This is a genomic window from Lentzea sp. NPDC055074 (assembly GCF_053608005.1).
Genome location: NZ_JBSGUQ010000021.1, coordinates 84527 through 103129 on the forward strand (window position 1 = coordinate 84527; position 18603 = coordinate 103129).

Genomic DNA, 18603 nt, shown 5'->3' on the forward strand with positions numbered 1-18603 from the left:
GCGATGCCGCACGTGAACATCAAGCACTTCCCCGCACCGCTCAACGACGAGCAGACGTCCGAGCTGGTCTCGGCCATCACCGAGGCGGTGACCAAGGCGTTCGGCTGCGACGAGGGCGTCGTGTCCATCGCCCTGGAACCGGTCGGGCCGCAGGCGTGGCAGGACCAGGTCTACGCGCCGGAGATCGTGGGACGCAAGGAACTCCTGCGCAAGACCCCGAGCTACTGAGGTGCCGATGAACATTCCCCTTGTCTACAGCGAGGAAGTGGCCGAGGCGATCACGGCGGGGCAACCCGTCGTGGCGCTGGAGTCCAACGTGATCACGCACGGCCTCGACTACCCGGACAACGCCGAGACCGCCCGCCGGGTCGAGGACGCGGTCCGGGCGAGCGGCTCGGTGCCGGCCACGATCGGCATCGACAACGGCCGCATCCTCATCGGCCTCACCGAGAACGACATCGAGCGGTTCGCGTGCACCACGGGGATCCCGAAGGTCAGCAGCCGCGACCTGCCGATCGTGCTGGCCCGCGGCGGGATGGGCGCGACCACCGTCGCGTCGTCGGTGATCGCGGCGGAGCTGGCAGGGCTGAAGTTCTTCTCCTCGGCCGGGATCGGCGGTGTGCACCGGGGCGCCGAACGGACGATGGACGTCTCATCGGACCTGGTGCAGTTCACCCGCTCCAAGGTCGCGGTGGTGTGCGCGGGCGCCAAGAACATCCTCGACCTCGGGCTCACGATGGAGTTCCTGGAGACGCACTGCGTCCCTGTGGTGGCCTACCGCTCGGACGACTTCCCCGCGTTCTACTGCGTGTCCAGCGGTCTGCGCGCCCCGCACCGCGTCGACGACCCGGCGCTGCTGGCGAAGGCGATCGAGAACCACTGGGCGCTCGGCAACCCCGGCTCGTTCCTCGTCACCACACCGACGAAGCACGCGGACGCGATCGACGGCGCCGAGGTGGAAGCGGTGATCGACGAGGCCGTCGCCCGCGCCGAACGCGAGGGCGTGTCGGGGCAGGCGATCACGAAGTACCTGATGCGCGCGGTCGACCGGGCGACGGAGGGCCGTTCCGCGAAGGCCAACATGGCGGTGCTGATCAGCACCGCCGAGGTCGCCGGTGAGCTCGCCGCCGCCCACGCGAAGGAGTTCTCGTCATGAGTCGTTGCGCGATCTTCGACCTCGACGGCACGCTGGTCGACACCCCGCGCGGAATCGTCACGACGTTCGCGGCGGTGTTCACGCAGCTCGAACTGCCCACAGTGGACTCCGCGACGATCCGCGGCACGATCGGGCTGCCGCTGCCGGCCGCGTTCGCGAAGGTGCTCGGGCTCTCCGAGGACGAGCCGGTCATCGCGTCCTGCGTCGAGCTGTACCAGTCGACGTTCCGCAAGATCGTGCTGCCGATGGCGACGCAGCTGGTGTTCCCCGGCGTGTACGACGGGCTGCGGTCGTTGCGGGAGGACGGTTTCCTGCTCGCCGTCGCGACGAGCAAGTTCATCGTGAACGCCGAGGCGCTGCTCACCGCGGCGGGTCTGCGCGAGGAGTTCTCCGTCGTCGTCGGCGCGGACCAGGTCTCGAAACCCAAGCCCGATCCCGAATCCGGTTTCCTGGTGCTGCGCAGGCTCGGCGTGGCACCGGAGAACGCCGTCATGGTCGGCGACACCACGCACGACGTCCTGATGGCGCACGGCGCCGGCATGGCGTCCATCGGCGTCTCCTACGGCGTGCACAGCGTCGACCAGCTGCTCAGCGCCAACCCCACCTGGCTCGTCGACTCGTTCGCCGGCGTCGTGGCCGCCATCAAGGAGTGCTCGTGATCTCCATCGAGGCCTACCTCGAGAAGAACGTGCATCTGTTGCCTCAGACCGACCAGCTGCGCGCGTTGCACACGATCGTCCGCGACCGGGACGTGTCCCGCGAGGACTTCGTCTTCTACACCGAGCGGATCAACCGGCTGCTGATCGAGGCAGGGCTCGGCCTGCTGCCGTTCACCCCGCGCGACGTCACCACCCCGGTCGGCGCGACCTACCACGGGCTGCGGTTCGCGGAGGAGCTCGTCGGCGTCCCGATCATCCGCGCGGGCGAGAGCATGGAGGCCGGGCTGCGCGCGGTCGTCCGGGGAGCGCGGATCGGCAAGATCCTGATCCAGCGCGACAAGGAGACCAAGCTCCCGAAGCTCTACTACTCGAACCTGCCGGACGACATCGCGTCGCGGCACGTGCTGCTGCTCGACCCGATGCTCGCCACCGGCGGCACCGCCAACGCGGCGATTCAAGTGCTGCTCGACCGCGGAGTGCTAGAAGAGAACATCGTCTTCGTCACCTTCATCACGGTGCCCGAGGGCATCGAGGCGGTGTGCTCGCGGTTCCCGCGGGTGCAGATCGTGACGTCGTCGATCGAGGAACGGCTCAACGAGAACGCCTACATGTTGCCCGGCATCGGTGACTTCGGCGACCGGTTCTTCGGCACCGACAAGTGACGGGGGCGCGACCATGAAGGGCAACCGGCTGCTGGCCGACTCGGCGATCACGGCGCTGGCGCCGATGATCTGGGGCAGCACGTACATCGTCACCACCCAACTCCTGCCACCCGACCGGCCGTTGCTGGCTTCGGTGGTCCGAGCGCTGCCGGCGGGGCTGATCCTGCTGCTGATCGGCCGGGTCCTGCCGAAGGGCCTCTGGTGGTGGCGCGCGCTGGTCCTCGGCACGCTCAACATCGGCGCGTTCTTCTTCCTGCTGTTCCTCGCGGCCTACAAGCTGCCCGGCGGGGTCGCGGCGCTGGTGGGCTCGGTCCAGCCGGTGATCATGCTGGGACTGGCGGCGCTGGTGCTCGGGGACAAGATCCGGATACCGCACGTGCTGGCGTGCTTCGCCGCCACGACCGGTGTCGCGTTGCTGGTCCTGAAAGCCACGGCGGCGCTGGACGTCGTCGGCGTGGTCGCCGCGATCGGTGGCGCGGTCAGCATGGCGTCCGGTGTCGTGCTCACGAAGCGGTGGCAACGCCCGGCCGGGGTGAACGTGCTGATGTTCACCGGCTGGCAGCTCACCGCGGGCGGGCTCGTGCTGCTGCCCGCGTTGTTCCTGCTGGAAGGCCTGCCGAGCGCGATCACCGGCACCAACGCGCTGGGCTTCGGCTACCTGATCGTGTTCGGTTCGCTCGTCGGTTACTCGGTCTGGTTCCGCGGCACCGACCGCGTGCCCGCGATCGGGTTGTCGTTCCTCGGGTTCTGCAGCCCGATCATCGCCACGGTCCTCGGGTTCGTGTTCCTCGGCGAGACGCTGTCGTTCCTGCAGCTCGTGGGCGCGGCCATCCTCATCGGCGCGATCCTGCTGGTGCAGCTCACGCCGACGAGGAAGCCGGTGCTCGACGAACCGGTGCGCGAGCTTCAGCGCACGACGTCGTAGACGAGCTTCTGGATGCCGTTGCCGTAGGACTCGCTCTCCACGACCTTCAGCATCTGCTTGTCCTTGTCGGTCTCGCTGAACAGCTTCTTGCCCGCGCCGAGCAGCACCGGGAACACCAGCAGGTGGTAGCGGTCGATCAGGCCCGCGTCGGAGAGGTTCCGGTTGAGCGTCGCGCTGCCGTGCAGGGAGATCGGGCCACCCTCGGTCTCCTTCAGCGCGGCCACGTCGTCGAGGGAGCGCAGGATCGTGATGTCGCCCCAGTTGTCGACCAGCTGGTCCTCCTTCAGGGTGCTGGAGACGACGTACTTCGGCATCGCGTTGTACTGCGGGAAGTAGTCGAGCGTCGGCCACACCGGGGCGAACGCCTCGTAGCTGACCCGGCCCATCATCATCGCCGTGGCCTCTTCCTGCTCGCGGCCCTTGATCTCGTAGGCGGCCTCGTCGAACTCGATGTCCTTGAAGGTCCAGCCGGAGCTGCGGTGGCCGGGCTCGCCACCGGGCGCCTCGACGACGCCGTCGAGGGAGACGAAAGCGGTGGCGATCAGGGTGCGCATCTGGTTCTCCTCGGTGTTCGCGCTTGCTGTCATCAGTGCGTCGAACGGGAGATGGCGGCAATCGACATCTCGCGCGAAGAGATTTTCCGACACGCGTGACGGCGGCGCTGAACACCCCTCCGAGTCCAGCGCCGCCGGTCTGCTCGGTGAGTCTTCCCGCTGGTCGGGCCCCTCACATGGGGGCAGAGCCCCCAATTAGCGGACGGGCGTGGGTGATGAGGTCGGCCCGGCTCTGGCAGCCGGTGCGGGCCTTGAGGCTCCCGACGTGGCGTTCGACCGTCCGCGGGGACAGGAACAGGCGTTCGGCGATCTCGGCGTTGCCGAACCGCTCCACGACCAGCCGCAGCACCTCGAACTCGCGGACCGTGACACCGGCTTTGCGCAGCTCGGCGGGCACGGTGTCGTGGTCGCGGCGGCGGCGCTGGCGGGGTGCGCCCGCCTCGCGCAGCACGGCCCGGCAGGCGGCGGCGACAGCGGGCACACCGGTCTGGTGGAAGTGCTCCTCGGCCTCGTGCAGCCACGGCACCGGCTCACCCCAGCCGTCCGCCAGCGCTCGCGGCCCGGCGAGCCGCAGGCCGAGGTACCGGGGCAGGCCGAGACCGGTGCTCAGTTCCCACGCCTCGGCCGCCGCCGCGTCGGCCTGTTCGGTGCGGCCCTCGCGGCCCAGCAGGATCGCGTGGCTCCACGCGAAGTACGTGCGGTGCAGCCGGACCTGCGAGAGGTGCGACTCGGCGAGGCGTTCGTACTCCGGCCTGCCCGCGAGGCCGTGCGCGACCCGCACCAGCAGCCGCGGGCCCTGGTAGAAGGTGCCGCGGAGGATGCGCGGCTCCGTGACGGCCTTCTCCACCTCGTCGAACTCGGCCAGCGCCCGGTCGTACCGCTCCTCCATCAGCGCGCAGACCGCGGAGCTGTAGGACCAGATCTCCTCCGACCCGCCGTGGTCGCGCAGCCGCGCCAGCGCCCGGTCGGTCGCCTTGCGGTCGCCGTGCATGGACGCGATGCCGGCCTCGATCGCGACGGCGAGCGCTTCGAGCGCGTGCAGGCCCAGCTTCCGCGCGGCCTCCCCGGCGCTCGCCCCGTACCGCGCGGCCTCCTCGTACTCGCCGCGCACGAGGTAGGTGCCGCCCAGGTGCAGGTCGGCGGCGACGAGGATGACGATCGCACCGGTGTCGAGCGCGGCCTGGCGGGCGGCCAGCAGGGTGTCGACGCCGATCGTCAGGTACTTGTCGGTGATCCCCAGCTCCAGCAACGCCCGCAGCCGCCACGCCGCGAGGCCGTGCTGCTCGGCCGTGTGCAGCCAGCGCTGGATGTGCTGCCGCGCCTCGGCCAGGTCCTGCCCCCTCGTGCACCGGGTGAGCACCTCCAGGGCCTCGCAGACGACCTCCGGCGTGCCCGTGGCAGCGGCGCGTTCGGCCAGCGCGCGGGCCTTGGGCAGGAGGTCGAGCTGGTTGAGGCCGAGCAGGAGCGTCGCCTTGACGACGTCGACGGACGGGCAGGTCTCCTTCGTCGCCGCGAGCAGGTCGAGGCCGCGTTCCCACTGACCGGCGACGGCGGCGACCCTGGCCTGCGCGAGCCGGACGGCCTCCCGGCGTCCGGGCCGGGCGTGCGTCTCGGTCAGGGCCTGCTGCAGCCGTTCCCCGAGCGCGAAGGCCCGTGCGCCGTTGTCCGCCGGGACGACGACCGCGGCCAGCGGCAGGACGACGGCGAGCGCGTCGAGCAGGTCCGCCGTGAGATCGGGGTCGCCGGTCAGCGCCTGGCCGCGTTCGAGCAGCTCCACGGCGGTGCCGAAGCGGCCGAGCGCGGCGGCGCGACGTCCCGCCCTCGCGAGGCACCCCACGGCCTTCGCGGTCTCACCACCCGCCTCCCACAGCTCCGCGACGAGCTCCAGCTCGCCCGGCCGCAACGTCTCCGCGGCCCTCGCCGCCCGGCGGGCCAGCGCCGCCCGTGCGGCCGGCGTCATCCGGCCCGTGATCGCCTCGGCGGTGAGCGCGTGCCGGAACTGGTGACCCTCGACCAGCTGCGCGCGTTCGGCGTCCTGCCACAGCTCTTCCGTGCTGTTCGTGACGGCCGTGACGACGTCGAGGGGGAACGTCCGCCCGAAGATCGCGGCGGCTTCGAGCAACGCGACGCCGTCCGGCCCGAGCGCGTCGACCCGCTGCAGGGTGGCGGCGGCGACCGTGGGAGGAACGGCCCGCAGGTCGCCGTTGATCAGCTCCTCCACGACGAACGGCACTCCGTCGGAGACCTCGACGAGTTGGGCGAGCACGTCGTCCGGCGCGGGTTCGCCGAGGCAGTGGCGCGCCAGCTCGGCCACCTCGTCACCGGTCAGCCCGGCGAGCCGCAGCGTCCCGGCCACCCGGCGGGCGGTGGCCTCGTCCGCGAGTCGTTGCGCCCCAGCGGGATGCGGCCGCAGCGTCGCCACCATCAGCACGGGCTCGTCCGCGAGGTTGTCGAGCAGGTAGTCCACGACGGCCAGCGTCTCGCCGTCCGCCTCGTGCAGGTCCTCGAGCACCAGCAGGGTCTTCTCGGCCGTGACCAGGCGCAGGACCGCCTCGGCCCGGACCACGGCCGGGTCCGGCACACCGGCGGGCGCGTCCGGGGTCATCCGCAGCAGCACGGGCAGGTACGCGCCGAGCTGCTCCTCGTCCGGAGCCACCCCGCGGAAGGCCGACAACACGGCTTCGCACAGCGCCCGCAACGGCACCGCGCGGCTCGCTCGACCTCTGAGCACGCGGAACCCGCGTCGCGAGGCGTGCCCGGCGGTCTCGGAGGCGAGCCGCGACTTGCCGATGCCCGGCTCCCCCGCCAGGAACATCGCGCCGCCGCGACCGTGCTCGGCCCGTGTGAGGGCGGCCCGCAGTGCCGAGGTCTCCTCGCCACGACCGACCAGCACCGGGGACTGGAACCGCATGGCGCCCGAGGGTACTGGTTCCCCAGGCGGTCAGGAATCGAGAAGCGCCGCCGGGCCCGCGCTCCTACCGTTGTCGTCACCAGCAACCGGGAGGACGACGAAAATGGCCAGCAGCAAGGGAATCCGCCAATTCCACCGCGTGGTGAGCATGGTCTTCATGGCCACGGTCGTGTTCACGGCCGTGGCGCTCACCGTGAACGCCGAGGCGATCTGGGTGTCGTACGTGCCGCTGCTGCCGCTGTTCGTCCTGATGGGAACGGGCGTCTACATGTGGTTCCTGCCGCAGCTCGCCCGGCGCCGGGCGAGCAGGGCGGCCTAGCCCTGCAGGACAGGGCCTAACCCTCGAGCCGGTTCTCCAGGTGCGTGAGGGTGGCCTCCAGCGCCACCCCGTACACCGCGATCCGGCAGGCCAGCCGCCACAGCGTCGCGTCCGACGGCGCCACGGCCAGGCCGATCACCAGCTCCCGCACGAGCCGCCGGGTCTGCGCGACCAGCACGCCGACGCTCTCGGTGATCTCCCCGAACGCCGCCGACACCGAGCTCAGCCCGCGGATCGCCTCGATGTTGTGCCCCATCAGCCGCAGGTGCTCCTCGGCACCGGTCCACTCCGGGGCGTCGAGCTCCAGGAGGTCCTCGAGCTCGTCGGCCATGTCAGCCTGCTCGCCCGCGATGTTGTACCAGGTCATCGCATGCGCGGCGATGACGTCCGGCAGCCCCGTGAGGTCGTCGAGGACGTCCCGCAGCGGCCCGATCTGCTCCATCGCCGCCCGTGCCGTGTCCTCGACCGGCTCGACCAGCGACGGCACGGCGGCCTCGCGCACGAGGTCCGGCGCGGGCGCCCGCACGCCGTAGAGGTCGTACAGCCCGGCCACGATCAGGCGCAGGTTCTCCTCGACGTAGGCGACCAGCTCGTCCTGCCGCGCGTGCTTCTCCAGCACGGGGTGGATCACCCACCGGCACAGCCGCCCGTACACGGTCTCGTCGCCGACGACGACCGCGCTGGCCTTGTGCACGGCCGCGAACCGCACGCGCACGGCCTCGATCCGGCCTGCGTGGCGGACGATCTGGCCGGTCACCTGTCTCCCTCGGCTCGACGAACCCCTCGCCTGGCAACGTTAGTGGGCGCGAGCGGACTTGACTCTGCACCACGGTGCAGAGTCCATCGTGACCGGCATGACCAGAGATCACGTCGCCCGCTGGGGCAAAGCCGGTGCGCTGTACGACTTCGTGGCGAGCGTCGCGTTCGTGACGCCGTGGACCGGCGCGTTCGCGATGGACCTGCTCGGCACGCCCCACACCACGCCGACGCGGATGTTCGCCACGCTGTTCGGCACGGTCGTGGTGATGTGGTCGATCGTGCGGTGGCTCCGTCCCGAACGGTTGCTGATCACCGCGGACACCATCGGCCGCGGGCTGTTCTGCTTCTGGTTCGCGTGGGCGTTGTGGCAAGGCGAGACGCCAGCGCTGGCGGTGTTCCTGGCGCTGGAGCTGTTCTGGGGCGCGGCGCAGCTGCGCGCGCTGCTGCGGAGGTAGTTTCCGGTGGTGCGCATATCCGAACTGGCCCGCGCCGCCGGGGTGGGCATCAGCACCGTGCGGTTCTACGAGCGCCGGGGGCTGGTGGTGCCGACCGCCCGGTCCCACGGCGGCTACCGCCACTACGACCAGGAAGCGTTGAAGCGGTTGAGGTTCATCCGCCGCGCGGCCCGGCTCGGCTTCACGCTCACCGAGGTCGAGCAGCTCCTGTCCGCCTCGACGACGCCCGACATCGGGGACGTGGTCACCGGCAAGGTCGCGGAGATCGAGCAGCGGATGCACGATCTGGACCGGGTGCGGCTCGCGTTGCTGGACGTCGCCGAGAACGGCGTGCGCGACCAGTGCCCTGTGGTCGCGGCGTTGAGCGACTGAGCTCGGCGGCGTAGGCGCGCAGCAGGCCGTGCAGGAAGTAGCGCCCGGGACGCCGTTCGGCGAGCAGGTTCGCGCGGGTCAGCTCCGCGAGCAACGGCCGGACGAGCGGCGTCCCGGACAGCGCGGCGGCGTTCTCCACGGAGATGTCCGCGCCGGAGTGCAGGCCCAGCAGCCGGAACAGCCGCGCGGCACCCGGCCCCAGGGCGTCGTAGGACCAGGAGAACACCCGGCGCAGGTCTGTCGCCGGGTCACCGCCGTCGAACGGGTCGAGCCCGCCTCTCAGTTCGGTGGCGATGTCCCGCAACGGGAACCCCGTGCAGGCGGCGCGCGCGGCCACGACGGTCAGCGCCAGCGGCAGACCGGCGCAGCGCGTGACGATCTCGGCCGCCGACTCGTCGAGCACGCCGAGCCTCGCGGCGAGCAGCGCCCGCGAGTCCTCGGTGGACAGCAGGTCCACGGTGACGGGGTGCGCGCCGTCCACGGCGACCAGGCCGGTCAGCTGGTCGCGGCTGGTCACCAGCACGAGACAGCCGGGGAACCGGGCCAGCAGCGGCCGGACCTGGTCGGCGTCCCGGGCGTTGTCCAGCACGACCAGGCGCCGGCCCGGCGCGACCTCGGGCAGCGCCACCTCCCCGCCCGGCCCGAACCCGTGCAGGTTCACGTGCGACTGCCCGGCCGGGAACCGCTCGGCGACCCGATGAGCCCAGTGCAGCACCAGCGCGGTCTTCCCCACTCCGGCCGTGCCCGTCACCGTCACGAGTTGCTTGTCCGCCAACGCGTCCAGGGCGGCGAGCTCGCGCTCCCTGCCCACGAACGACCGCGGCGGCGCGGGCATCCGCCGGGGCAGCGCCAGGTCCGCCGTGAGGATCCGGCGGTGCAGCGCCCGCAGCTCCGGCCCGGGATCGGCACCGAGCTCGTCGGCCAGCCGCAGCCGGATCCGTTCATAGCGCAGCAGAGCGTCGGCCTGACGCCCGCAGCGGTACAGCGCCAGCATCACCTGCCCTGCCAGCCGTTCGTCGAGCGGGAACGCCGCCGCCGTCGTTTCGAGGCCTGGTAACAGTGCCGCGTGCCCTCCCTGGCGCAGCAGAAGATCGTTGCGATCGAGCAACGCCGCGAACCGCCGTGCCTCCAGCGCCGTCCGCACGCCTGCCAGCCACTGCGTGTCCACAGTGGAGAACGGTTCACCGCGCCACAGGCCGAGTGCTTCGTCCAGCAGCGCAACGGCATCGGGTTCCACTCGCGCACGGCGCACGAGCGACTCGAACCGGTGCAGGTCGACGGACATCGGGTCGACGGTCAGCACGTACCCGCCCTGACGGCCCACGATCCGCACGTCCGGCAACACCTGCCGCAGCCGTGACACGTACCCCGCCACGGCGTTGCGCGCCCGGTGCGGCACGTGCTCACCCCACACCCGGTCCACGAGCACGTCGACGGGTACCAGCCGGTTCGCCTCCACCAGCAGCACCGCCAGAACACATCTCTGCCGGGCGTGACCGATGTCCACGACCCGGTCCCCCACGCGGACCTCGACATCGCCGAGCAGTCCGAACTCCACTGAGCACACTCCCCCTGAGCAGCCGATCACACAGTTTCCGAATCCCTGCCGAACACCGGATGGGCAAGGTCGTCCACGACAGATCAGCCAGACCTTCGGAGGGCCACAATGTCCAGGACGCTTCTTCGCCGTACCAGTGCCGCGATCGCGCTGACGGCCGCCGCGGTGGCGTTCGCCGGCGCGAGCACCTCGTCCGCGGCCGTGAGCTACGACCTGATCCGCAACTCCAACTCCGCCAAGTGCCTCGACGTGGCCGACGGCAGCCGGTCCGACAAGGCCGCGATCCTGCAGTACACCTGCAACGCCTCGAAGTCGCACCAGCAGTGGGCGCTCGAGGAGGTCGGCGACGGCAGCGGTGCCGTGCGGATCAAGGTCGCGCACAGCGGCAAGTGCGTCGACATCTGGGACTCGAGCCAGGACCGGACCGCCGACGCCGTCCAGTACACCTGCAGCGCCACCAAGTGGAACCAGCAGTTCCTCGTCGAGACCACCGACTCCGGCGCGAAGAAGTTCCGGGCGCGTCACAGCGGCCTGTGCCTGGACATCGAGGGCCGCGACTTCGACAACAAGTCGATCCTGCACCAGGACACCTGCGTCACCCACCGCGCGCAGCTCTTCACCATCGGCTGATCGCCCCCTCACGTGGGTTGTGCCTCTTGTCTGGAGGCACGACCCGCCTTCCGGTGTTCCGGCTCGTAGGCTGTCGGGCGTCGGTGGTGAGCGGGAGGTCAATCGGTGGCAAACGACACGGTGGCGGAGCTGCGGGCCGAACTGGCCGCGCTCGAGGACCCGAAAGTCCGCGCTGTCAACGAGAAGCACGGCGACGACCACGGCGTGAACCTCGGCAAGCTCCGCGCCGTCGCGAAACGCCTGAAGACCCAGCAGGACCTGGCCGTGCAGCTGTGGGCGACGGGGGACACGGCCGCCCGGTTGCTGGCGCTGCTGATCTGCCGCCCCAAGGCGTTCGGGCGCGACGAGCTCGACGTCATGCTGCGCGAGGCCGAACGCCCCAAGGTGCACGACTGGCTCGTGAACTACGTGGTGAAGAAGAACCCGCACGCCGAGGAGCTGCGCGTGCTGTGGTTCGCCGACCCGGACCCGGCGGTCGCGAGCGCGGGCTGGGCACTCACGATCGACCGCGTCGCGAAGAAGCCCGAGGGCCTCGACCTCGACGGCCTGCTCGACCTCGTCGAGAAGGACATGAAGGACGCCCCGGAACGTCTGCAGTGGGCGATGAACCACTGCCTGGCGCAGATCGGGATCGAACACCCGTCGCTGCGGGCGCGGGCGCTCGAGATCGGCGAACGCCTGGAGGTCCTCAAGGACTACCCGACGCCGCCGAACTGCACGTCGCCGTTCGCACCGATCTGGATCACCGAGATGGTGAAGCGGAAGGGTTAGAGCCAGCCTCGTTCGCGAGCGGTGCTGGCCGCCTCGGAACGGTTGCGGGCGCCCAGTTTCGCCATCGCGGTCGACAGGTAGTTGCGGACCGTCCCCTCGGCGAGGTTGAGCCGGGCCGCGATGTCGGCGTTGCTCGCGCCCGTCGTGACCTCCTGCAGCAGCTCGCGTTCGCGCGGTGTCAGGGGGTCCGCGCTGTCCCACGCGGCCATCGCGAGCTCGGGCGCGACGACGCGTTCGCCGGCGTGGACGCGGCGCAACGCCGAGACCAGGTCCGCGATCGGCGCGTCCTTCAGCACGTACCCCGCGACCCCGGCGTCCATCGCGCGCCGCAGGTACCCGCTGCGGGCGAACGTCGTGAAGATCAGGACTCGGGTCGTGTCGCCGCGCTCGTTCAGCGCCAGGGCGACGTCCAGTCCGGTCCGTCCCGGCATCTCGATGTCGGTCAGCAGCACGTCGGGCCGGTGCTCGGCCACGGCCGCGAGGGCCTCGTCGCCGTCCCCCGCCGTCGCGACGACCGTGACGTCGGGCTGCAGGTCGAGCAGCTGGGCGAACGCGCCGCGCACCATAGCCTGGTCCTCGGCCAGCACGACCCTGATCACGTCGCCACCTTCAGCGGGACGGCGATCGTGACGGTGGTGCCCGCCGAGACCGTCCGCGCGACCAGGCCGCCCAGCGCGGCGATCCGTTCCCTCATGCCCGTCAACCCGTTGCCCTCCACCGCATGCCCACCCACGCCGTCATCGGCGATCACCAGCCGCAGCTCGCCGTCGCGCGCCTCGATGCCGATGTGGCACGTCTTCGCGCGTGCGTGCCGTGCCACGTTGGTCACGGCCTCCCGCAGCGCCAGCGCCAGTTCGTGCTCGGTCGAGCCGACGATCACCAGCTCCGGGTCGCGGCGCACGGTCACCTCGACGCCCAGGCTCGACAACGCGGCACGCGCCGCCTCCAGTTCGGTCTCGAGCGACGCGCTGCGCCACCCGGTGACGGCGTCGCGGACCTCCCCCAGCGCCGCGCGGGCCGTCCGTTCGATCTCCGCCGCCTCGTCCTGCGCCCGCGAGGGGTCCGCGCTGACCAGCTGGGCGCGCAGGATGATCGCGGTCAGCGTGTGGCCGAGCAGGTCGTGCAGGTCGCGGGCGATGCGCTCGCGTTCGGCGAGGGTGGCGAGGTGCTCGACCCGCGCGGTGCGGATGCGCAGCTCGGCCCTCTCGCGCTCCCGTTCGGCCCACTCGACCTGCACGAGACCGACGACCCACAGGAAGACCAGCGACGGCAGCAACGCCCACACGCGGTACGGCATCTCGACCACCGACACCACGCCGAACACGCAGATCAGCGCGGACAGGCCGACGAACCACCGCATCGCCACCCGCCGCGACTCCGACAGGCCCGCGAACACCGCCGCGTAGACGAAGAGCACGGCGGCACCGGCGTTGAACGGCGTCGCCAGCGCCCCGAGCACGACCGTCGGCACGAGGCACCAGTGGCGGACCAGCTCAGGCCGGCGCCACGACAGCACGTACATCGGGACGAAGGCCACGACCACGGCGGCGACGAGCGCCCAGTCCAACCAGTCCGCAGCCGGGTCGAACACCGGCGCCCACAGCAGGTTCCCCAGGTAGATCAGGTGGAACCAGCGCGAGATGCCCACTTCTCTTCTCATGACCGGGCATGACGATACGACACGGCCGCGAGCACCGCGGCCACGATCGCGAACCCCAGCAGCACGAGCACATGCGTGAGCACGGGACCGCCGGTGAGCTGCGCGCGAGCCAGCTGGGACAGGTGGTAGTTCGGCAGGAACCTCGCCACGTCGCGGAAGAACGCGGGCATGATCTCCAGCGGCATCCACAGTCCGGAGACGACGGACGTCGGGATGAGCAGCGCGTTGAGCAACGCGGCGCCCGCACCCGCACCGACCTGGAACCCGACCGCGAGGCTCAGCAACGCGAACGGCAACGCGCCGATCACCAGCACGACGAGCAGCCGCAGCAACGCAGGCAGGGGCGCGCCCAAGGAACCGGTGAGCGCCGCCGTCACCGTCATCGCGACCAGCACGCCGGCCGCGTAGGGCAGCGCTGCCACCACCTTCGCCGCGAGCGTCACGCCGATCGGCACCGCGGACACCTGTTTGGACTTGAGCCAGCCGCGTTCCCGGTCGGCCGCGACGCCGAGGCCGGGGTTCATCAGCACCACGGAGATGACGCCGAACGTGCCGAACGTGGCGAGCATCGTGGTGCCGGCGGACACCCCGCCGCTGCTGAACTTCCCGAACAGCGACACGAAGAGCGCGAAGAACGCGACCGGCATGATGATCGAGAAGAACAGCGCGGCCGGTTCGCGGACGATACCCCTCAGCTCGTCCGTGAGCTCCACGCCGAAGATCCGCCCGGAAACGTTCGTGGTCATGCCGCACCCCTCTCGATCAGACCGGCCACTGCCTCTTCCAGCCCGGCGCCCTCGACCCGCAGGTCGGTCAGGCCGGGGTCCTCCACGAGCAGCACCCGCAGCAACGCCTCGGGCGAGCGGGTACCGAGGTGGACGTGCTCGCCGTCGTCGCGCAGCGACACGACCCCCGGCAACGCTTGGAGGCGCTCCAAGCCGAGACCCGTCCGGGCGATCACCGTGCGGTCGGGCAGCTTCGCGACCAGTGCGTCCGGCGTGCCCTCGGCGAGCACCCGGCCGTGGGCGAGCACGACGACGCGGTCGGCGACGGCCGACGACTCCTCGATGATGTGCGTCGTGAGCAGCACGCCCGTCCCGCGCTCGCGTCGTTCGGCGAGGATCTGCCAGAACCGCTTGCGGGCGGGCACGTCGAGGCCCGCGGTCGGTTCGTCGAGCACCAGCAGCGCCGGGTCGCCGACCAGGGCCATCGCGAGCTGCAGCCGTTGCTTCTGACCGCCTGAAAGCTTCGACGCGCGCCGCCCGGCCAGGTCGGTCAGGTCGAGCTCCGCCATCACCGGCCCGGCCGCCGCACGAGGCTTCCCCGCACGTACTGCGGCCCCCGTGACCAGCTCGGACACCTTCAGCGTGTTCGGGAACCCGAGTGACTGCTGCACCACGCCGAGCTGCCGCCGGGTCGACGCGACACGCGGATCACCGCCGCACACGCGCACCGAGCCGGCCTTGGCGGGCAGCAGCCCGATCACCTGGTTCACGAGCGTCGTCTTGCCCGCGCCGTTGGGCCCGAGCAGGGCCACGCACTCCCCCGCGCCGACGTCGAGATCAACGCCGTCCAGCGCCTGCGTGGCACCGTAGCTGTGCCGCGCTCCCCGTACTCCGAGCACCGTTTCCATGCCGTTGAGCCTGGTCGGTGCGGCCTTCGGTCAGTAGTGAAGCGGCGTCACCACATCCGGATGACAAAAGTCATTCCGGCCGGACGGCCTGCGCCCTCGGGTACTTGCGGCCGGGCATCGGCGCGGGCGACCCGGTGAACGACACGGGCGTGCCCGCGAGCAGCAGCGTGAGCCCGGCCGGCAGCTCGTCGCGCGAGACGAACCACGACCCGCCGCGGGTGTCCGTGATGAAGCCGTGGGCCTGCCCGGACTTCCACGTCGCCACGGTGCCCCTGCGACGTCCGCGCGGCGCCCCGACCGGGGACGCCACCGCCTGCGACGACCGCACGAACGCGCGCCGCAGCGGGTAGTCGGCCTGGTCACCGGGGGCGAACAGCTCGTCGAAACCGGGGGTGAACGGTGTCGCGGCCCGCAGCGGGGCGGCCGTGCGCGGGGTCCAGGCAGGAGGAGCCTGCACCGTCTTGATGTCGACCACCGGCACGATCACGTGCACGCCCCGTGCCGTCAGCCTGGACGCCAGCGGAGCGAAGTCCGAGTCGCCGGTCAGCAGGACGACCCAGTCGAGCGGCACCGTCATCGCCCGGTCCCACGCCTCCAGCGCGAGCAGGACGTCGACGCCCTTCTCCTTGCCGTTGTGCAGCGGCAGGTCGTGCCGCGTGATGCCGGCGGCGGCCAGCGCGCGGTCGAAGGACTCAGCCGGGGTCTCGATGCGACCACGCACGTAATGCGCCTCGGCGACCACGCACTCGTCCAGCGGACGACCCGTCTCCGTGTGGACGTACCAGCGCACCGCGTCGTGCAGGCCGTCGAGAGAGACGCGCGCTCCTCTGGGGTGCGCTGTCGCGTAGAAATCGCTCAGGTAGGCGAACCACGTGCCGTCGTAGAACACTCCGATCCGGACGGTCTCACCCACCAGCCGAGATTACTACTTCCCCTCGAACGTGGAGTGACCCGGCGCCGCCGGTAACTCCAGAAGCTGCCCCGCGACGTCCAGGAACTCGCCCCCGCACTGCCACATCGTCAGGTCGGGGTCCACGACGAACGGGTCCGTGGGGTCCGCGTCGCCCTCGGCCACGCGATAGGCCAGGGCCTCCGACTCCGAGTACGCGAGCACCGTCTCGTTGGTACCTCGCCACACCCGTCTGAACATCACAGCGTTGACGCACGTGAAGCGATCACGCACCACGGATCGGCGGAACCCGCTACGCAGCAACAACTTCATGCATTCCTCGACGCTGCTCACAACGCCCGATTGTGGCTGGACGCAGAGGCCGCGCTCACCCGTCGTCACTCGATAGGGTCAAAACTTTCGGGCACGTGCACAACCCGAGCGTCCCTCTTTCGTGCACCCGTCCAGCCGAGAAGGACCGGATCGGGCTATCGCCTGCGGCCGGTGGATGCGCAAGCCTCTGGCGGTGGTCGACATCCCCGCCCCGAACCCCGCCGCACCGCTCTACGACCGTGCCGCGACGCAGATCCCGCGCATCGCCGAGAAGGTGCTGGAGGCGTTCTTCGCCAGATCCGCGACGTACCGGCAGCTGCCGCACCAGCTCGTCGACCGCGAGATCACCGAGGCGGTGACCCGTCACCTGCAGGTCTTCCTGCGCGCGCTGAGGGAACAGCGGCCGCCCGCGCCCGAGGAGATGGACATGCAGATCGCCACGGCGGTGCGGCGCGCCCAGCAGGGCGTTCCGCTCGACATCGTGCTCAGCACCTACCACGTCGCCGCGACCGTGGGCTGGGAGGCGATGGCCGCCGTCGCCGAGCCCGACGAGATCCCCGACCTGCTCGCCACGGTGCCGGCGCTGCTGCGGTACCTCAGCGTCGCGGTGCCGGCGGTGGCCGGGTCGTACCTCGCCGAGCAGCAGGCCCTGCACGCCGAACGCCGTGAAGCCGGCCGTGCGCTGGTCGCGGCCCTGCTGACGGGCAGGGAGGCCGAGCCGCTCGCCGAACGGATCGGCCTGGAGCTGTCCAACCAGCACATCGTCGTCGCCGTGCGCGTCGAGGCACCGTCGGTGGCCGACGGAGGCGACGCACGCCTAGCCGTTCATGGGCTCGTGCGCCGGCTACGGGCAGAACTGCCGAAGCACGCCCTCTCCGCGTTGGACCACGACGGCGGCACGGTGCTCCTACCGACGTCAGCGGACGAGATCGACAACGACGTGGAGGTGGCCGCGGACCTGGTCCGCACCCTCCTCACCGCCGCCGGCACGGGCCTGACCGGCGGAATCGCGGCGGCGGAGAGCCGGGAGGACATCCCCGCGGCGGCCCGGCAGGCCGCGGACATCGCCGAGCTCGCCCAGCGCCTCGGCCGCCCGCCCGGCGCGTACGTCCTCGACGACGTGCTGCTCGAGTACCAGCTCTGCCGCCCCGGCCCGGGCCGCAAGCGCTTGGCACGTGTGATGGACCGCCTGAGCGAGCACCCCGACCTGCTGCACACGCTGCGGACGTTCATCAACAGCGACCACAACCGCCACCGCACGGCCGACGAGCTGCACCTGCACCGCAACACGCTCAACTACCGGCTGCGCCGCGTCTCCGAGCTCACCGGCTACAACCCGGCCGACCCGACCGACATCCGGCTGCTCTCGGCGTCGTTGATCGTCCACGACCTGAGGTCCTGAAACGCCGAAAGGCGAGCGCACCGGGTGCGCTCGCCTTCTCCATCAGCTCGGATCAGTCGCCGTACGGGTTCTGGATCGAGACGTGGACGTGGTCGTAGTGACCACCGGTCACACCGCTGCCGGCGGTGTAGTTGCGCCAGCCCTCGGACGCACGGGCGACGCTCCAGATCTTGCCCTGCCAGATCACGTAGCGGACGTCGAGCTTCACGGCGTGCTTCTGCAGCCAGTAGGCCAGCTTCCAGCCCTGGGCCTTCTGCGCGGCGCTCGGGTACTGGCCGATCGCGTTCGAGATGGTGCAGTCGAGCGCGTTGCCGGTGTTGTGGTTGCTCGTCGAGGACTCACCCGAGCGGTAGTCGCCCACGTAGCACTGCTTCTCCCCGGTCAGCGTGGAGATCTGCGTGCGCACGAACGCGGTCCGCTTGCTGGCCTGCGGCGCGCGGACGGCCTGGGAGGGCTCGTTGTTGGTGGCCGGGGCCGGGTAGGTGCCCGGAGCCGGGTCCGGGTCGCCACCGGCGTCACCGATGCGGTGCGAGGCGTTCTCGTTCTTCAGCTCGGCCTTGAGGTTGCCCTTGGCGCCGGCCGCGAACGTCTGCTTCGCGCCACCGTAGTTGCTGTTGTAGAAGACCGTGACGGCCTTGCTTGTCTTGTTCCAAACCGAGGCGGCGTTGTTCTTGACGCACACGCCCTGCCCGTTGCCCGCGCTCTTGAAGTCGTAGCAGCTCGGCGGCGAGTCGCCGTAGTCGGCGATGGAGCCCGCGAAGTCGGACACCGACCCGGCGTTGTCGCTGTTGTAGTAGAGGCAGAACTCGCCGGTCTCGCAGGAGCCGTTGCGGTCGGTCGCCGCGTTGGCGACACCGGCGCCGAAGGACGCGCTGACAAGCGCTCCCATCAGTGCCGCAAAGGTGAACTTCTTCAGCACGATCAACTCTCCTCGCTCCACAGGCTCCCCGGCCTG

General features: G+C 70.9%; 21 protein-coding genes and 1 pseudogene. 11 read left to right on the forward strand and 11 right to left on the reverse strand.

All coding sequences use genetic code 11. The annotated features are described in order from the left end of the window. Positions 1-3: 3 nt before the first annotated feature. From ACWF7A_RS35955 to ACWF7A_RS35975, 5 genes are read left to right on the forward strand one after another with little or no spacing between them, the layout of a single operon-like run. Positions 4-228, forward strand: a complete 225-nt coding sequence (locus ACWF7A_RS35955) for a tautomerase family protein (RefSeq protein WP_452254964.1) — start codon at positions 4-6, stop codon at positions 226-228. A 7-nt stretch (positions 229-235) separates the two neighbouring features. Further along, positions 236-1156, forward strand: coding sequence for a pseudouridine-5'-phosphate glycosidase (locus tag ACWF7A_RS35960; RefSeq protein ID WP_452254965.1), 921 nt, complete (start codon positions 236-238; stop codon positions 1154-1156). Next, on the forward strand, positions 1153-1815 hold the full coding sequence (locus ACWF7A_RS35965; protein ID WP_452254966.1) for an HAD family hydrolase: 663 nt from the start codon (positions 1153-1155) through the stop codon (positions 1813-1815). Before ACWF7A_RS35960 ends, ACWF7A_RS35965 begins: the two co-directional genes overlap by 4 nt. Further along, on the forward strand, positions 1812-2477 hold the full coding sequence (gene upp, locus ACWF7A_RS35970) for a uracil phosphoribosyltransferase (protein ID WP_452254967.1): 666 nt from the start codon (positions 1812-1814) through the stop codon (positions 2475-2477). The genes ACWF7A_RS35965 and upp overlap by 4 nt, the downstream gene beginning before the upstream one ends. 13 nt (positions 2478-2490) lie before the next feature. Further along, a complete protein-coding gene (locus ACWF7A_RS35975) occupies positions 2491-3402 on the forward strand; it encodes an EamA family transporter (RefSeq protein ID WP_452254968.1) in 912 nt (303 codons plus the stop codon). Here ACWF7A_RS35975 and ACWF7A_RS35980 read toward each other — a convergent pair. Next, positions 3384-3956, reverse strand: a complete 573-nt coding sequence (locus ACWF7A_RS35980; protein WP_452254969.1) for a dihydrofolate reductase family protein — start codon at positions 3954-3956, stop codon at positions 3384-3386. The genes ACWF7A_RS35975 and ACWF7A_RS35980 overlap by 19 nt on opposite strands. Positions 3957-4128: 172 nt before the next feature. Continuing rightward, positions 4129-6867, reverse strand: a complete 2739-nt coding sequence (locus tag ACWF7A_RS35985; protein WP_452254970.1) for an ATP-binding protein — start codon at positions 6865-6867, stop codon at positions 4129-4131. Between the two features lie 103 nt (positions 6868-6970). Between ACWF7A_RS35985 and ACWF7A_RS35990 the strand changes: the two genes are divergently transcribed. Then, positions 6971-7186 (forward strand): hypothetical protein, encoded by a 216-nt coding sequence (locus tag ACWF7A_RS35990; protein ID WP_452254971.1) that lies wholly within the window; start codon positions 6971-6973, stop codon positions 7184-7186. A gap of 16 nt (positions 7187-7202) precedes the next feature. Here the strand turns inward: ACWF7A_RS35990 and ACWF7A_RS35995 are convergent, their stop codons facing one another. Then, on the reverse strand, positions 7203-7943 hold the full coding sequence (locus ACWF7A_RS35995; RefSeq protein WP_452254972.1) for a hypothetical protein: 741 nt from the start codon (positions 7941-7943) through the stop codon (positions 7203-7205). Between the two features lie 97 nt (positions 7944-8040). Between ACWF7A_RS35995 and ACWF7A_RS36000 the strand changes: the two genes are divergently transcribed. Beyond that, a complete protein-coding gene (locus ACWF7A_RS36000; RefSeq protein ID WP_452254973.1) occupies positions 8041-8400 on the forward strand; it encodes a hypothetical protein in 360 nt (119 codons plus the stop codon). A 9-nt stretch (positions 8401-8409) separates the two neighbouring features. Next, the gene (locus tag ACWF7A_RS36005) at positions 8410-8772 is read left to right on the forward strand and encodes a MerR family transcriptional regulator (protein WP_452254974.1); all 363 of its coding nucleotides are present in this window, start codon (positions 8410-8412) and stop codon (positions 8770-8772) included. Between the two features lie 328 nt (positions 8773-9100). On the opposite strand, the pseudogene ACWF7A_RS36010 reads toward ACWF7A_RS36005, so the two are convergent. Beyond that, positions 9101-10360: pseudogene (locus tag ACWF7A_RS36010) on the reverse strand (BTAD domain-containing putative transcriptional regulator); the annotation flags it as partial. A 78-nt stretch (positions 10361-10438) separates the two neighbouring features. Here ACWF7A_RS36010 and ACWF7A_RS36015 point away from each other — a divergent pair. Beyond that, complete coding sequence (locus ACWF7A_RS36015) at positions 10439-10960, forward strand: RICIN domain-containing protein (RefSeq protein WP_452254975.1); 522 nt, start codon at positions 10439-10441, stop codon at positions 10958-10960. Positions 10961-11065: 105 nt separating this feature from the next. Further along, on the forward strand, positions 11066-11731 hold the full coding sequence (locus ACWF7A_RS36020; protein ID WP_452254976.1) for a DNA alkylation repair protein: 666 nt from the start codon (positions 11066-11068) through the stop codon (positions 11729-11731). On the opposite strand, the gene ACWF7A_RS36025 is transcribed toward ACWF7A_RS36020, so the two are convergent. The 6 genes from ACWF7A_RS36025 to ACWF7A_RS36050 all read right to left on the reverse strand — a co-directional run bounded on the left by ACWF7A_RS36025 (position 11728) and on the right by ACWF7A_RS36050 (position 16162). Further along, positions 11728-12330, reverse strand: coding sequence for a response regulator (locus ACWF7A_RS36025; protein ID WP_452254977.1), 603 nt, complete (start codon positions 12328-12330; stop codon positions 11728-11730). The two genes, ACWF7A_RS36020 and ACWF7A_RS36025, sit on opposite strands and share 4 nt — an antisense overlap. Beyond that, positions 12327-13391, reverse strand: a complete 1065-nt coding sequence (locus tag ACWF7A_RS36030) for a sensor histidine kinase (protein WP_452254978.1) — start codon at positions 13389-13391, stop codon at positions 12327-12329. The genes ACWF7A_RS36025 and ACWF7A_RS36030 overlap by 4 nt, the downstream gene beginning before the upstream one ends. Further along, positions 13388-14137, reverse strand: a complete 750-nt coding sequence (locus ACWF7A_RS36035; protein ID WP_452254979.1) for an ABC transporter permease — start codon at positions 14135-14137, stop codon at positions 13388-13390. Before ACWF7A_RS36035 ends, ACWF7A_RS36030 begins: the two co-directional genes overlap by 4 nt. After that, positions 14134-15024, reverse strand: a complete 891-nt coding sequence (locus tag ACWF7A_RS36040) for an ABC transporter ATP-binding protein (RefSeq protein WP_452254980.1) — start codon at positions 15022-15024, stop codon at positions 14134-14136. Before ACWF7A_RS36040 ends, ACWF7A_RS36035 begins: the two co-directional genes overlap by 4 nt. 70 nt (positions 15025-15094) lie before the next feature. Next, positions 15095-15937 (reverse strand): NYN domain-containing protein, encoded by an 843-nt coding sequence (locus tag ACWF7A_RS36045; protein ID WP_452254981.1) that lies wholly within the window; start codon positions 15935-15937, stop codon positions 15095-15097. Positions 15938-15949: 12 nt separating this feature from the next. Continuing rightward, complete coding sequence (locus ACWF7A_RS36050; RefSeq protein ID WP_452254982.1) at positions 15950-16162, reverse strand: hypothetical protein; 213 nt, start codon at positions 16160-16162, stop codon at positions 15950-15952. Between the two features lie 259 nt (positions 16163-16421). On the opposite strand from ACWF7A_RS36050, the gene ACWF7A_RS36055 reads away from it, so the two are divergent. Beyond that, positions 16422-17648, forward strand: coding sequence for a PucR family transcriptional regulator (locus ACWF7A_RS36055; RefSeq protein WP_452254983.1), 1227 nt, complete (start codon positions 16422-16424; stop codon positions 17646-17648). 52 nt (positions 17649-17700) lie between these two features. On the opposite strand, the gene ACWF7A_RS36060 is transcribed toward ACWF7A_RS36055, so the two are convergent. Next, positions 17701-18567 (reverse strand): peptidase inhibitor family I36 protein, encoded by an 867-nt coding sequence (locus tag ACWF7A_RS36060; RefSeq protein WP_452254984.1) that lies wholly within the window; start codon positions 18565-18567, stop codon positions 17701-17703. Positions 18568-18603: the final 36 nt, after the last annotated feature.

Excerpts from the sequence above, each read along its gene's own strand:
- ACWF7A_RS35955 (WP_452254964.1), top strand. The coding sequence starts at position 4 with ATGCCGCACGTGAACATCAAGCACTTCCCCGCACCGCTCAACGACGAG.
- ACWF7A_RS35975 (WP_452254968.1), top strand. The coding sequence starts at position 2,491 with ATGAAGGGCAACCGGCTGCTGGCCGACTCGGCGATCACGGCGCTGGCG.
- ACWF7A_RS36000 (WP_452254973.1), top strand. The coding sequence starts at position 8,041 with ATGACCAGAGATCACGTCGCCCGCTGGGGCAAAGCCGGTGCGCTGTAC.
- ACWF7A_RS36030 (WP_452254978.1), bottom strand. The coding sequence starts at position 13,391 with ATGAGAAGAGAAGTGGGCATCTCGCGCTGGTTCCACCTGATCTACCTG.
- ACWF7A_RS35990 (WP_452254971.1), top strand. The coding sequence starts at position 6,971 with ATGGCCAGCAGCAAGGGAATCCGCCAATTCCACCGCGTGGTGAGCATG.
- ACWF7A_RS35965 (WP_452254966.1), top strand. The coding sequence starts at position 1,153 with ATGAGTCGTTGCGCGATCTTCGACCTCGACGGCACGCTGGTCGACACC.
- ACWF7A_RS36035 (WP_452254979.1), bottom strand. The coding sequence starts at position 14,137 with ATGACCACGAACGTTTCCGGGCGGATCTTCGGCGTGGAGCTCACGGAC.
- ACWF7A_RS36040 (WP_452254980.1), bottom strand. The coding sequence starts at position 15,024 with ATGGAAACGGTGCTCGGAGTACGGGGAGCGCGGCACAGCTACGGTGCC.
- ACWF7A_RS35980 (WP_452254969.1), bottom strand. The coding sequence starts at position 3,956 with ATGCGCACCCTGATCGCCACCGCTTTCGTCTCCCTCGACGGCGTCGTC.
- ACWF7A_RS36015 (WP_452254975.1), top strand. The coding sequence starts at position 10,439 with ATGTCCAGGACGCTTCTTCGCCGTACCAGTGCCGCGATCGCGCTGACG.
- ACWF7A_RS36055 (WP_452254983.1), top strand. The coding sequence starts at position 16,422 with ATGCGCAAGCCTCTGGCGGTGGTCGACATCCCCGCCCCGAACCCCGCC.
- ACWF7A_RS35960 (WP_452254965.1), top strand. The coding sequence starts at position 236 with ATGAACATTCCCCTTGTCTACAGCGAGGAAGTGGCCGAGGCGATCACG.
- ACWF7A_RS35985 (WP_452254970.1), bottom strand. The coding sequence starts at position 6,867 with ATGCGGTTCCAGTCCCCGGTGCTGGTCGGTCGTGGCGAGGAGACCTCG.